Consider the following 13100-nt stretch of genomic DNA (forward strand, 5'->3'; position numbering starts at 1 on the left):
ATCGTGCAGCCAAAGCGATAGTTCCGATTTTTCGCTTGGGGTAAGGCGGCAGTTCCCAGCGCTTTGTGGCGAGGGGATTTATCCCCGCTGGGCTGCGTAGCGGCCCCAAACCGTCATTGCGGTGTATCAGGCTATTGCCAGTCAGGTTTTGGGGGCCGCTGCGCAGCCCAGCGGGGATAAATCCCCTCGCCACAGGACAAGGGGCTCGCCACGAGGTACTGGTGTGCAGGATGGTTCGTGTTAAACCCGCACCATCAGGGCCTCGTCCGCATCCGCCGCGCCATGCAGCAACTCGATCAGCCAATCGATGAACACCCTCACCCTCGGCGACAGCTGTCGATGAGGCGGGTAGACCACTGAAATCGGCCATGACGGCACCGGATGATCGCTCAGTACCTCGACCAACCGCCCCTCGGCCAGTTGCCGTTGCACGTGGTAACGCGGCGCCTGGATCAGGCCGAATCCCGCCTCGCAAGCCGTCACGTAGCCGTCGGCGTTGTTCACGGTCAGTTCGGATGACATGTGCAATTCGCGCACCTGCCCCGCCACTTGGAACTCGAACGGAAAAAAGCGTCCGTTGCCCGACGCGAAACCGATGGCGCGGTGCTCCGCCAGATCCTCCAGCGCCACGGGCGTACCCAAGCGAGCCAGGTAGTCGGGACTGGCGCAAGTCACTTGGCACAACCGCACGATCGGTCGCGCCACCAGCGCCTGGTCGCTGATGGCGCCGGCCCGGATGGCGCAATCCACCCCTTCACGCTGCAGATGAACCAACCGGTCATGAAACCCCAGGTCCAGTTTCAATTGCGGATAGCGCCGATAGAAGTCCGCCAGGTTCGGCACGATCCATGTACAGCCGAAGGCGATGGGCATGTCCACGCGCAGGGTGCCGCGAGGTTGGCTGCGTTGCGCGGACAGCGAGGTTTCCAAGTCGTCCAGTTCATCCAGCAACTGGCCGCAGCGCTGGTAATAGGCTTCGCCATCCAGGGTTGCGCGCACCTGCCGCGTGGTGCGCTGTAGCAGTTGCACCCCCAGATGCCCCTCCAGTTGCTGGATCAGCAGGCTGACGGTAGCCCGGGGCAAACCCAGATCGTCGGCCGCCTTGCCGAAACCGCCCAGTTCGACGATGCGCCGGAACACCTGCATTGCCTGTAATCGATCCATGGTTCTACTCACTATTCAGAAATCGCGAATAGTTAAACCAAAAACAGCGGCTTTATCCAGAAAACCGTTTTACGGAGACTGATCACGTCACTTCAACCCAAAGGAACAACCTCATGATCACTCGTCAACTTGGCCACCTAGGTCCACACGTCAGCGCCATCGGCCTGGGCTGCATGGGCATGTCGGATTTCTACACCACGGGCACCGACGAGCGTGAATCCATCGCCACGCTCCACCGCGCCGTCGAGCTGGGCGTGACCTTGTTCGACACGGCCGACATGTACGGGCCGCACACCAACGAAGAGCTGCTCGGACGCGCCTTGCGCGGCAAGCGTGAAGGCATTTACCTGGCGAGCAAGTTCGGCCTGGTGCGCAGCGATGACCCGCATGCCCGGGGCGTCAATGGTCACCCCGAATACGTCCGGCAGTCGATCGATGGCAGCCTCAAGCGCCTGGGTACCGATTACCTCGACCTCTACTATCAGCATCGCATCGACCCACAGGTACCCGTCGAAGAAACCATCGGCGCCATGGCCGAGCTGGTCAAGGCCGGCAAGGTCCGCCACATCGGGATCTCAGAGGCCAGCGCCGAGACCATCCAGCGGGCCCATGCCGTGCATCCGTTGGCAGCGGTGCAAAGCGAATATTCGCTGTGGTCCAGGGAGCCGGAACACAACGGCGTGCTCGACACGTGCCGGCGCCTGGGCATCGCCTTTGTCGCCTACAGCCCCTTGGGCCGCGGCTTCCTGACGGGCGAGCTGAAGACCCCTGATGATTTTGCCGCAGACGACTACCGCCGCTTCAACCCGCGTTTCCTCGCCGACAATTTCCAGCGCAACCTGGCCTTGGTCGAACGGGTCAAGGCGTTGGCTGAGCAGAAGCAGATCAGCGCCTCGCAACTGGCCTTGGGCTGGGTCCTGGCCCAGGGCAGCAATGTGATTCCGATCCCGGGCACCAAGCAGCGCAAGTACCTGGAAAGCAACGTCGCCGCCGCCAGCGTCTTCCTGAGCGCCGAGGAGCTGGCTCACCTGGATGCGATTTTCGGCGCCCAAGGCGCGGTGGCCGGCGAACGCTACAGCGCCGAGGTGATGACCTTGCTCGACGGCTGATCAGGCAGGGCTTTTTACCAGCAACGGCATCGGGGACATTCGTCCCCCGTGCCACCCCAGCACGTTTTCGATCCGATTCTTGACCAGCGGCGCCAAATCCCGCTGCGATATTCTGGCTTACTGCAAATCCTCTGCTATAGCTTAAGCCCTTCACTTCATGCATGTGAGGCAAGGGAATGTCAATCGCCAAGAAGATGAGTGTGAGCCAGCTGACCATGCTGACCGCCGTCAACATGCTGGGGTCCGGCATCATATTGTTGCCGACCAAACTCGCCGAAGTCGGCGGCATCTCCATTCTGTCCTGGCTGATCACCGCCACGGGCTCGCTGGCATTGGCCTACGCGTTTGCCCGCTGCGGCATGCTCAGCCGCAAGACCGGCGGCATGGGCGGTTACGCCGAATATACCTTTGGCAAATCCGGCAACTACATCACCAACTACACCTACGGCCTTTCGCTGTTGATTGCCAACGTGGCGATCAGCATTACCGCGGTCGGTTATATCCAGACGTTGTTCGATATCAAGCTGGATTCCCTGCAAGTCGGCCTGGCGACCATCGCTTTGTTGTGGCTGACCACCTTCGCCAATTTCGGCGGCGCAGGCATCACCGGCAAGATCGGCGCCGTGACGGTGTGGGGAGTCATTGCCCCGGTGGTGCTGGTTTCCACCGTCGGTTGGTTCTGGTTCGACAGCAGCGTTTATGCCGCCGGCTGGAACCCTCACGACAAGACCTGGTACGAAGCGGCAGGCGCTTCGGTGGCGATCACGCTCTGGGCATTCCTCGGGCTCGAATCGGCCTGCGCCAACGGTGACGCGGTGGAAAATCCCGAGAAGAACGTGCCGATCGCGGTCCTCGGCGGGACCCTCGGCGCCGCGGTGATCTATATCGTTTCCACCAACGTCATCGCCGGTATCGTCGACAACGCCGAGCTGGTCTCCTCCACCGCGCCGTTCGGCCTGGTGTTCGCCAAGATGTTCACGCCGCTGGTGGGTGACATCGTCATGGGCCTGATGGTGCTGGCCTGCATCGGCTCGTTGCTCGGCTGGCAATTCACCGTGGCACAGGTCTTCAAGAGTTCGGCGGATACCGGCTATTTCCTGCCGATCTTCGCCAAGGCCAACAAGCATGGCGTGCCGATCATCAGCATGCTGATCCTGCTGGCGATGCAGACAACCATGGCGCTGCTGACCATCAGCCCGGACCTGGCCAAGCAGTTCGATACGCTGGTGAATCTCGCCGTGGTGACCAACCTGGTGCCCTACATTCTCTCCATGGCGACACTGGTGACCCTGCAAAAGGTTTCGAATGTCCCGGCGAACAAAGCCCTGGTCACCAATATCGTCGCGGGCATCGCCGCGGCCTACAGCTACCTGGCCCTCTACAGCTCGGGCGAACAAGCCTTGATGCTCGGCGGCGTCGCGGTGATCTTCGGCTATACGCTGTTCGGTTTCGTCAACACCCGCCTGATCCGCCTGGAGGCCATGAACAACAGCGTACCGACCCAGACCGTCGCGGGGCAGCACATCGTTGGCGAGCCCATTCCCGTCAACCACCTGAAGGCAGCTAACCTGGAGCCCTTGCCATGACGGAACATCGAAATCTGTTGGGGATGCTGGCCTTGCTGGTCTCCAATGCGCCCGACAAACGCAGCGTATTCGGTCGTGCCCTGATCCAGCTGATCAGCGACGTGGAGGACCGCGCCGTGAGCGTGCTGACCTCCGAAACCCTGAGTGATGCCAAGTCGATCCTGAGTTCCGACCCGGCCATCCAATGCGTGTTGCTCAGTTGGGAAATCGACACCAGCGACGACCACCGCGAATGCATCGACCTGCTCACCGCGCTACGCGAGCGCAACACCCGCGTACCGGTGTTCCTGATCAGCGATCGCAGCACGGCGTCCAATGTGCCGTTGATCGTCATGCAACATGCCGATGACTTCATCTGGTTGCCTGAAGACACCAGCCGTTTCCTCAGCGGGCGGATACTGGCGGCTATCGAGCGCTATCGCCAGGCGGTGCTGCCGCCGATGTTCGGCGCGCTGCTGAAGTTTGCCCGCAGCTACGAATATTCCTGGCACACACCGGGCCATGCGGGCGGCACGGCGTTCTTGAAAAGCACCGCCGGCCGGGCATTCTATGAATTTTTCGGGGAGAACCTGCTGCGTTCGGACCTGTCGATTTCCGTCGGCGAGCTAGGCTCCCTGCTCGACCACAGCGGCCCCATCGGACAGGGCGAGCGTTATGCCGCCAAAGTGTTCGGCGCGCACCGCACCTATTACGTCACCAACGGCTCATCGATGTCCAACCGCGTCATCCTGATGGCCAGTGTGACCCGCGACCAGATCGCATTGTGCGACCGCAACTGCCACAAATCCGCCGAGCATGCGATGACCCTCTCCGGGGCCATTCCGACCTACCTGGTGCCGACCCGCAACCGCTTCGGCATCATCGGCCCGATCCTGCCGCGGACCCTCAGTGCCGAGGGGGTGAAGGCCGCCATCGCGAGCAACCCGCTGGTCAAGAGTCACATCGACCCGACGCCGGTGCATGCGATCATCACCAACTCCACCTACGACGGCCTGACCTACAACGTCACTCGCGTCGAAGAGTTGTTGGGGCAAAGCGTCGACCGCCTGCATTTCGACGAAGCCTGGTATGGCTACGCGCGTTTTAATCCGCTGTACAAGGATCGCTTTGCGATGCATGGCAGCCCGGACGATCACGACCCGTCGAAACCGACCGTGTTCGCCACCCAGTCCACGCATAAGCTGTTGGCGGCGCTGTCCCAGGCCTCGATGATCCATGTGCGCAATGGCCGCAATCCGATTCCCCACGGGCGCTTCAACGAGTCGTACATGATGCACGCCTCGACTTCGCCGAATTACGCAATCATGGCCTCCTGCGACGTCAGCTCGGCGATGATGGAGGCGCCCAGCGGGCAGATCCTCACCAGCGAGGCGATCGAGGAAGCCATCGCTTTCCGTCAGGTCATCTCGCATATGCAGAACGAAATGCGCAGCCATGACGACTGGTTCTTTTCCTGCTGGCAGCCGCCGTCAGTGCAGGTCGACGGGTTGTCGATTGCGTTCCACGAAGTCGACCCGGCCAGGCTCAAGGTCGACCCAGGCTGCTGGGTCCTGCCCCCCAATGAGGTCTGGCACGGCTTCGGTGACATTGAAGACGGCTACTGCATGCTCGACCCGATCAAGGTCTCGATCCTCAGCCCCGGCATGGGCGACGACGGCAACCTGCTGGACTTCGGTATTCCGGCGTGTGTGCTCAGTGCCTACCTGGGCACGCAAGGCATCGTGGTGGAAAAGACCACCGATTTCACCATCCTGTTCCTGTTTTCCATCGGCATCACCAAGGGCAAGTGGGGCACGCTGGTCAACGCGTTGCTCGACTTCAAGCGCGACTACGACGCCAACCTGGAACTGGAACTCTGCCTCCCCGACCTGTTGAGCGCCAACCAGCAACGTTATTCCGGCATGGGGCTCAAGGACCTCGCCGAGGAAATTTTCGCCGCCATGAAACAAACCAGGACCACTGCCGCCATGGCCCAGGCGTTCGGCACACTGCCTGAGGCGCACTTCAGCCCGGTGGAGGCGTACGAGAAACTGGTCAAGAACGAGATCGAGCAAGTCACCCTCGAAGAAGCGGCCGGACGCATCGCCGCGACGGGTATCGTGCCGTACCCACCAGGGATTCCCTTGCTGATGCCGGGAGAAAACGCAGGGCCTTCGGAAGGACCGGTGCTGACCTACCTCAAGGCGCTGGAAAGCTTTGACCGATCGTTCCCCGGGTTCACCCATGACACCCATGGAATTGAAAGCGAAGCGGGCACTTATCGATTGCTGGTGCTGAAACAGTAGCTCAAGCCGGGATCAGTCCGGCTTCCTGGTAGCTGAGGATCAGTTCGTCGAACAGGTTGATGTCGAGCCGCGTCCGGGCGATCAACTGGGCACCGGCGACAGCGGTGTAAATGGCCAGGGCGCGGCGTTCACACTTTTCCACGCTGCCCGTGCCGGCGGCTGCCAGCACCTCGGCCAGCCACGCCACGTTGGCGTCGGCGAAGGCCTTGACCTCGCGCTTCACCGGCTCAGGCAAGTCTTCGTGTTCGGCCGCCATGAAGCTGGACAGGCAGAGTCTGTTGCCATCTTCCAGTGACTTGCGAAAGATCGAGGGGTACAGCCGCAAGCAACCATGGGGGTCGGGGTTCTCCTCACGGATCGTCTTCAGAACGGCGGCCGCGTCCTGCCAGTAGCGTTCAGCTACCGCCGCGCCCAGGTCGGCCTTGCTGGGGAAGTGGTAGTAGATACTCGCGTTCTTGATCCCCACCGCTTCGGCAATGCTTCGAAAGTTGATTCCGCTGTAGCCATGGGTCTGCGCAGCGCTTTTAGCGGCTGCCAGGATGGCTTCCCGAGCGTTTTCGCTCACGTCCCGTTCCTCATTCTGAATGGCTGAAACCGGGCTGATTGTACCCGCAGCCAGTTAACCTGCCAAGTGACAGGTAGGGGTTGACAGTGCGAGAATTGTCGCCCAATCTTTTACCTACCAATTGACAGGCAGGTAACTTGATCATGACTCTCACCCATTCCCATCACGACGTTTCCGAACTCCCAATGATGAAAATCCATGACTGGTTTGACGGGCCCTATCCGGCGCGAGTACGCATCGCCCTGGCAGAGAAAGGTCTACTCTCGAAAATCGAATTCGTCTCGGTCAATCTATGGACGGGCGAACACAAGAAGCCGGCGTTCCTCGCGATCAATTATTCGGGAACGCTGCCGGTATTGGAGCTGGAAGACGGCACGCTCATTGCCGAATGCACGGCAATCACGCAGTACCTGGACGCCTTGGTTGGCCCCCCTGCCCTGACCGGTGAAACGCCTTTGGAGAAAGGCCTGATCCAGATGATGACCAAGCGCGCCGAAATAGAATTCCTCGATGCGGTCAGCGTGTACTTCCACCATGCCACCCCGGGTCTAGGGCCGGAAGTCGAGTTGTACCAGAACGCTGAGTGGGGCATGCGCATGCGCGACAAGGCGGTCAGGGGCATGCGTTATTTCAACGACCTGCTGGGCCAACGCCCTTTTGTTGCAGGCGAGCGTTTTTCGATGGCAGACATCGCGGTATTGGGCGGCATGATCTTCGCCTCGCTGGTCAAGTTGCCAGTGCCCGAGGAATGCCAGGCGTTGCTGGCATGGCATTCGAAGATGCAGGCAAGACCCAGCGTCCAGCAGTGGCGAGCGATGGTCGAGCGCGGTGCAGCGCAACGTTGAAGTAAAAGCGCATCCGCCATTCGACGTAACGGCGGCGGATGCGCCTTGTCAGCCAGTCGCGGAACAGCTCGAGCGGCTCACGCCAACAATTCGCTGATCCAGCGAATTTGCCGTGCGATCTCCTGCACCTTTTCCTGCGCTACGCCCTGCTGCGCCCGGGTGAGGTTAGCCAGGTTTTTGTGTTTGAAGCGCAGCATGCGCTCCCACTTGTCCAGGAATACCGGGCTGCGAGCCTGCATCTGCAGCGGGCCGAAGTACAGTTCCTCGGCGCTGTACGTCACCGGCCCATCGCGCTCGGCGACGATGATTTCGTAGTAGAAGCGGTTTTCCCGCAGCATTTCCTCATGAAGGATGCGGTAGTCGTGGGCCACCAACCATTGGCGCAGTGGCTGCTCGCCGCCGTTGGGCTGCAGGATCAGCCGTTCCCGGCCGTTCAGGCGGGACTTGCCGGCCTCGAGAATGTCGCGAATCGTCTCGCCCCCCATGCCGCACAGGCTGATCGCCGTTATACCGTCGCCGGGTTCGATCGCCCCCAGGCCGCTGGCCAGGCGCACGGCAATCGTGTGTTCCAGGCCGCTTTCGCGCACCGTGCGTTCGGCCGAGCGGAACGGCGTCAACGCCACCTCCCCGGCCACAGCTGCGCTGATCACACCACGACGTAGCAATGCCACCGGCAGGTAGCCGTGATCGGAGCCGATATCGGCAAGCCGGGCACCCGCCGGCACAAGCGCTGCCACACGCTCCAGGCGCATGGATAATGTCTGTTCGTTCAAACTTCCAGTCCTATTCTCGCCAGGCAGGCCCGGCGTCTGTAGCCACGGTCAGGCGCGACACTGTACCAGCGACGGAGGCAGTCAGGCTTGTGAACCCTCGCGCAGCCGGCCCGGCACGGCACGCAACTGAGGGATCGTTCTCATAACGGAGCCGCAGCCGTCGTCAGCCACGTGTTTGGGTCTATGCTTGTCTTGGGTTCGCTCAGGAACGGCGAACCGCCTATCAGGAGAACATGTGAAGCATTCGATGCCTGCCGCAGCGCTGCTCTGTCTATTGCTCGGTTCAGGGGCCGCGGCTGAGCCATATCAGGTCGTGACCGAGGAATGGGCACCCTACAACTACGTCGAAAACAGTCAGCTCACCGGTATGACCACGGAAATCGTCCGAGCCATCATGGCCCAGACCGGGGACGACTTCGAAGTCGTGCTGCAGCCCAGCATGCGGGCCACGCAAATATTGCGGACCCGGCCCAAGACCATCATGTACTCGCTGTTCCGCACGCCGGAGCGCGAGCCGTTGTACAAGTGGGTCGGGCCGATCGTCGAAGAATCCATCCACGCCTATCAATTGGCTGACGCGCCGCCGATCACTTCGCTGGAACAACTGCTGCGCGCCCCGCAAATCACCACCCGCCATGCCGGCCTGGTGCCCCAGATGCTGAAATCGCTGGGCTTCAACAACCTGGACAAGAGCGCCACCGAGAGCAAGCTGCTCTACCGCATGTTGCTGGCCGGGCGGACGAATATCATCGTCGGCGATACCGATGCGGGAGTGGCGTATTACAGCCGCCAGTTGAAAATACCCGCCGGAACATTGCGCAGGATTCCCATCGAACTCTACCGCTCCTCGCTGTACATCGCCTTCAGCGTCGACAGCGACGAGCAGGTGATTGCCAAGTGGGCCAGCGCGCTTGAGCAACTGCGCCGGTCCGGTGAACTGGCGCGCATCCAGCAACGCTACGAGCAACCTGCCGGACGCTGAAGCACATCGGCTTCACGACGCGCCGGCAACCCGCCTGACCCGGTGACAATCCCACGGTTCGAGTTTCCGGCCGCCCGATGAGCGAACCTCGATCGGCATCAGCGGCTGCCCCGACTCGTTGTCTACCAACAGCGACCTTGTTTCCTGCGGGGTGAACAGGAACCTTTCGCCCCACTGCCTCAAGCTGACCACCAGCGCAAAAGTCGCCTGGCCTTTTTCCGTCAGGACGTACTCCTTGTAGGCGCTCCCATCCGAGGCGGGTCGCACCTCGAACACGCCGACCTCGACCAGGGCCTTGAGTCGCGACGCCAGGATGTTCTTGGCCACCCCCAGGTTCTTCTGAAACTCGCTGAAGCGGCGGAGCCCATCGAAGGCGTCGCGGATGATCATCAGCGACCAGCGATCACCGATGACTTCCAGCGTGCGTGCCACGGGGCATTCGCGGTTATGCGACACATCGTTCTCAACCATCTTGTTTACCTTCGGACGGGGCTGCGGTACGCCGTTTACTCGTCGGTCAGTCTCGCCCATGTGGTTGCAATTTAAAACCCAATCCCGCATAAATCTCAAACAGGTTTTTAATTGAAACCAGAATAACCCACGGAGAGGAACATGAGCGCATTTACCCCCCTGGAACGAGGCTTGTCCAAAACGCTGACGTTATTGTTTTCGGTGACTTGCGCACTGGCCGTTGCCAATGTCTATTTTGCCCAGCCGTTACTCGCCTCCATCGCACAAAGCCTTGGCGTGACGTCCGGATCGATCGGCATCGTGGTGACGGCCACTCAGGCTGGATACGCGCTGGGGTTGCTGTTCATCGTGCCGTTGGGCGACAAGGTCGACAGCAGGCGGCTGATCCTCACGCTCGTGACGTTATCGGTGCTGGCGCTGGCGGCCGTCGGTGCCTCCCGGCACTGGCTGGTCCTGTTGGCAGCCATGAGCCTGACGGGCTTGATGGCGGTGGTCGTGCAGGTACTGGTCGCCTACGCCGCGCTGCTGTCTCCACCGGCCCAACGCGGGCAGGCCGTGGGAGCCCTGACCAGCGCGATTGTGCTGGGCATTCTCATGGCTCGGTTCACTTCAGGGCTGATCGCCGACCTGGCGGGCTGGCGTGCGGTTTATTTCGTTTCGTCAGGACTGATGCTGACGATCGCGGCAGTGTTATGGAAAATAGCGCCACCCGCCAAACCGCTACGTAACCAGCATACCTACCCAGCGCTCATTCGATCACTGTTCAAACTGTTCCTGACTGAACCGGTCCTGCGCAGCAGAGGCCTGTTCGCCCTGCTGATCTTCGCGACTTTTTCCGTGCTATGGACCGCCATGGTGTTGCCCCTCAGTGCCGCGCCGCTGTCGCTTTCACACAGCGCTATCGGCCTGTTCGGCCTGGCCGGCGTTGCCGGGGCGCTCGCCGCCAGGAGGGCTGGCCGTTGGGCTGACCGAGGCTGGGGGCGACGGGTGACCGGCCTTTCCCTGGGGCTGCTGGCGCTTTCCTGGGTACCCATCGCCTTTGCCGAGTCGTCGTTGATCGCGCTGGTCGTGGGGGTGATCCTGCTCGATTTCGCCGTGCAGGCGGTGCATGTGACCAACCAGAGTTTTCTTTTCGCCGCGCGGCCCGACGCCCAGAGCCGCATGGTTGGCGCGTACATGTGTTGCTACTCGGTCGGCAGCGCGCTGGGGGCGGCAGCTGCCACTCAGGTGTATGCGCTTTGGGGCTGGCAGGCGGTGAGTTTACTGGGCGCCTCGATCAGCCTCGCGGCGCTGGTTGCATGGTATTTCTCGGCGCGGAGTTAGCCTTTTCAACCCCTGGCAAAAACTATCGATAACGGCGCTTTCGCCAATATATTGGCGACAGAAACGGAAGTTTTAAAAACATTCGAAAAAGCGACAATATTCCGACAAATGGCACTGACGTGCCATTGCTGAAGGTTCGATGAAGCGCTCATCATCCGCCTCATCGGCCCTGCCTGTTCAACTGAACAGGGGCAGGCGCAGAGGTAGTCAATCGCATCGCCCAGCGGAGCAATACAAGGATGATGACCGTATATTTTGTCGTTATGACGATTTGCAGTGGCTTCGAGGGCTGCGTTGAAGAACGCAGACCGGGGCCGACCTACGCTTCAAGGCAGATCTGCCTGGAGACGACCCGGGAGATGACGCCGCGCAAGGGCGTGAAGTTCAAGTGCCGCAGCGAGCGTTCCAACGTGATTTTCACCGAGGCGCCGCATCCGGAAAGTTACGAGAGTCTCGTCTCGACCAAAGTCCAGGGACAGCCTTGACCTCGAACCTGTTCCCGCGCCAATCGGGTTTTCCCTGGCCCAGCCGTTTGACGCCTCGTTTCAGCAGGCGCCCTGCCCCAGCAACCATTCGCTAAACGCCCGTACCGCTGGCTGCCGCTCCCGTCCCGGTACGCACACCAGGGTATAGCGCGCACCCGCCAGGCGAACCTCCGGCCGATAAGGCACTAACTGCCCACGGGCCACGGCCTCTGCAACCAGGACCTGGCTGGCGAGCACCAGACCGTGTCCGACGATTGCCGCCTGCAGGGCGTGTTGCTCTTCGTCATAGCCTCGCACGCGGGCATTATCCAGCCAGACCGAAGTGCCGGCCCGGGCGCACCAGGCCGGCCAATCGACCGCGACATCGGAACTGCTCAGCCACGGCACGTCGATCAACTCGACGGGAGCCCCCGTTGCGGGCGGCTGCCAGCCGGGGTGGCAGTAGACGGCAAAATATTCATCCAGCAATGGCTGCTCGAACAGTAGCGGATCCGAGGTGAACACAGCGCGAATCGCCAGGTCGATGCTGGCGTCACGCTGCAGGTCGACGACGTCATTGCTGCTGTGCAGTCGGACGCTGATGTCCGGGTGCGCTCGATAAAAATCACCGAGCCGCGGGATCAGCCACAGGCTGGCGAAGGCCGGCGTCGTGCTCACCACCAGTGATTGCGCGACACAAGGCGGCGCCAATGTCTGCAAGCCGTGCTGGATCTCCGCCAAGGCCCGGTGGATATGCGGATAAAGCCGCTCGCCATCGGGGCTCAGGCGTACGCTTTGGCTGGAGCGTTCGAACAACCGCACCCCCAGAAACGCTTCAAGGCTCTTGATCTGATGGGAGATCGCCGCGGCGCTGATACTCAGCTCTTGGGCCGCCGCCTTGAAGCTGCCCAGCCGTGCGGCGGACTCGAAGCCGCGCAAGGCGGTAAGGGGCTGTCTGGCAAACATGGCGGCAAGCATTACTCAGGTTGAGCGAGGCTCAATTTAGCTCAATTGTGCGCCGTCGCTCAACTCGCCAGGCTGTGGTCCTGCCCCGTTTCCAGGAGACCACCGATGCAAGGCGCACCTCGAAAAATTCTTCAAGCCATCCTCTACGAAGCCGGCGGCGTGCTGTTCGTGGCCCCCGCACTGGCGCTGATCTACCAGCAAGGCATGGGTTATTCGACCCTGCTGTCGTTGCTGATTTCTTTCGTCGCGCTGGCCTGGAACATGCTGTTCAATGGTGTGTTCGAAGCCTGGGAGCGGCGCCAGGACAATCGCCAGCGCAACTGGCGGCGGCGTCTGGGGCATTCGCTGGGATTCGAAGGCGGCCTGACGCTGATCCTCACGCCAGTGATTGCCGCGTGGCTGGATATCAGCCTGTGGCAGGCATTGGCGACAAACCTGGGGCTCTTCGTGTTTTTCTTTTTCTACGCCCTGGTTTTTCAGTGGGCATTCGACCGGGTGTTTGATGTTCCGCTCTCGGCGCAGCCCGACCAGGCCTCGACCTGCAAGGCCAACGCCACCTGAACCAGA

General features: G+C 61.4%; 13 protein-coding genes. 8 read left to right on the top strand and 5 right to left on the bottom strand.

Annotated features, from left to right (window positions below; all coding sequences use genetic code 11):
* Positions 1 to 240 precede the first annotated feature (240 nt).
* Entirely contained in the window at positions 241 to 1164 is a 924-nt protein-coding gene (locus tag J3P96_RS14755) for a LysR family transcriptional regulator (protein WP_434651895.1), read from the bottom strand.
* 113 nt (positions 1165 to 1277) lie between these two features.
* On the opposite strand from J3P96_RS14755, the gene J3P96_RS14760 reads away from it, so the two are divergent.
* From J3P96_RS14760 to J3P96_RS14770, 3 genes are all read left to right on the top strand, one after another.
* A complete protein-coding gene (locus J3P96_RS14760) occupies positions 1278 to 2273 on the top strand; it encodes an aldo/keto reductase (RefSeq protein ID WP_434651896.1) in 996 nt (331 codons plus the stop codon).
* Between the two features lie 176 nt (positions 2274 to 2449).
* Positions 2450 to 3859 carry a putrescine-ornithine antiporter gene (gene potE / locus J3P96_RS14765; protein WP_434651898.1) on the top strand — a complete coding sequence of 470 codons (1410 nt, stop codon included), beginning with the start codon at positions 2450 to 2452 and terminating at the stop codon, positions 3857 to 3859.
* Positions 3856 to 6144, top strand: a complete 2289-nt coding sequence (locus tag J3P96_RS14770) for an Orn/Lys/Arg decarboxylase N-terminal domain-containing protein (protein WP_434651900.1) — start codon at positions 3856 to 3858, stop codon at positions 6142 to 6144. Before potE ends, J3P96_RS14770 begins: the two co-directional genes overlap by 4 nt.
* A gap of 1 nt (position 6145) precedes the next feature.
* Here the strand turns inward: J3P96_RS14770 and J3P96_RS14775 are convergent, their stop codons facing one another.
* Positions 6146 to 6709: a TetR/AcrR family transcriptional regulator gene (locus J3P96_RS14775; protein ID WP_434651902.1), complete on the bottom strand. Its 564-nt coding sequence runs from the start codon at positions 6707 to 6709 to the stop codon at positions 6146 to 6148.
* Between the two features lie 188 nt (positions 6710 to 6897).
* Here J3P96_RS14775 and J3P96_RS14780 point away from each other — a divergent pair, with 188 nt between their 5' ends.
* Entirely contained in the window at positions 6898 to 7554 is a 657-nt protein-coding gene (locus J3P96_RS14780) for a glutathione S-transferase (RefSeq protein WP_434658180.1), read from the top strand.
* Between the two features lie 77 nt (positions 7555 to 7631).
* Here J3P96_RS14780 and J3P96_RS14785 read toward each other — a convergent pair whose 3' ends face one another.
* A complete protein-coding gene (locus J3P96_RS14785) occupies positions 7632 to 8327 on the bottom strand; it encodes a tRNA (adenine(22)-N(1))-methyltransferase (protein ID WP_434651904.1) in 696 nt (231 codons plus the stop codon).
* A gap of 247 nt (positions 8328 to 8574) precedes the next feature.
* On the opposite strand from J3P96_RS14785, the gene J3P96_RS14790 reads away from it, so the two are divergent.
* Positions 8575 to 9309 carry a substrate-binding periplasmic protein gene (locus J3P96_RS14790; RefSeq protein WP_434658183.1) on the top strand — a complete coding sequence of 245 codons (735 nt, stop codon included), beginning with the start codon at positions 8575 to 8577 and terminating at the stop codon, positions 9307 to 9309.
* Positions 9310 to 9321: 12 nt separating this feature from the next.
* Here J3P96_RS14790 and J3P96_RS14795 read toward each other — a convergent pair whose 3' ends face one another.
* Positions 9322 to 9780 carry a winged helix-turn-helix transcriptional regulator gene (locus J3P96_RS14795; RefSeq protein ID WP_434651906.1) on the bottom strand — a complete coding sequence of 153 codons (459 nt, stop codon included), beginning with the start codon at positions 9778 to 9780 and terminating at the stop codon, positions 9322 to 9324.
* A gap of 141 nt (positions 9781 to 9921) precedes the next feature.
* Between J3P96_RS14795 and J3P96_RS14800 the strand changes: the two genes are divergently transcribed.
* Together J3P96_RS14800 and J3P96_RS14805 are read left to right on the top strand one after the other, a co-directional pair.
* Entirely contained in the window at positions 9922 to 11103 is a 1182-nt protein-coding gene (locus J3P96_RS14800; RefSeq protein WP_434651908.1) for an MFS transporter, read from the top strand.
* 239 nt (positions 11104 to 11342) lie between these two features.
* Positions 11343 to 11588, top strand: a complete 246-nt coding sequence (locus tag J3P96_RS14805) for a hypothetical protein (RefSeq protein ID WP_434651910.1) — start codon at positions 11343 to 11345, stop codon at positions 11586 to 11588.
* A 60-nt stretch (positions 11589 to 11648) separates the two neighbouring features.
* Here J3P96_RS14805 and J3P96_RS14810 read toward each other — a convergent pair whose 3' ends face one another.
* A complete protein-coding gene (locus tag J3P96_RS14810) occupies positions 11649 to 12533 on the bottom strand; it encodes a LysR substrate-binding domain-containing protein (RefSeq protein WP_434651913.1) in 885 nt (294 codons plus the stop codon).
* 105 nt (positions 12534 to 12638) lie between these two features.
* Here J3P96_RS14810 and J3P96_RS14815 point away from each other — a divergent pair, with 105 nt between their 5' ends.
* Positions 12639 to 13094, top strand: a complete 456-nt coding sequence (locus J3P96_RS14815) for a PACE efflux transporter (RefSeq protein WP_434651915.1) — start codon at positions 12639 to 12641, stop codon at positions 13092 to 13094.
* Positions 13095 to 13100 lie beyond the last annotated feature (6 nt).

Origin of the sequence: Pseudomonas sp. R3-56, from assembly GCF_051132075.1 — a bacterium.
Lineage (GTDB): Bacteria > Pseudomonadota > Gammaproteobacteria > Pseudomonadales > Pseudomonadaceae > Aquipseudomonas.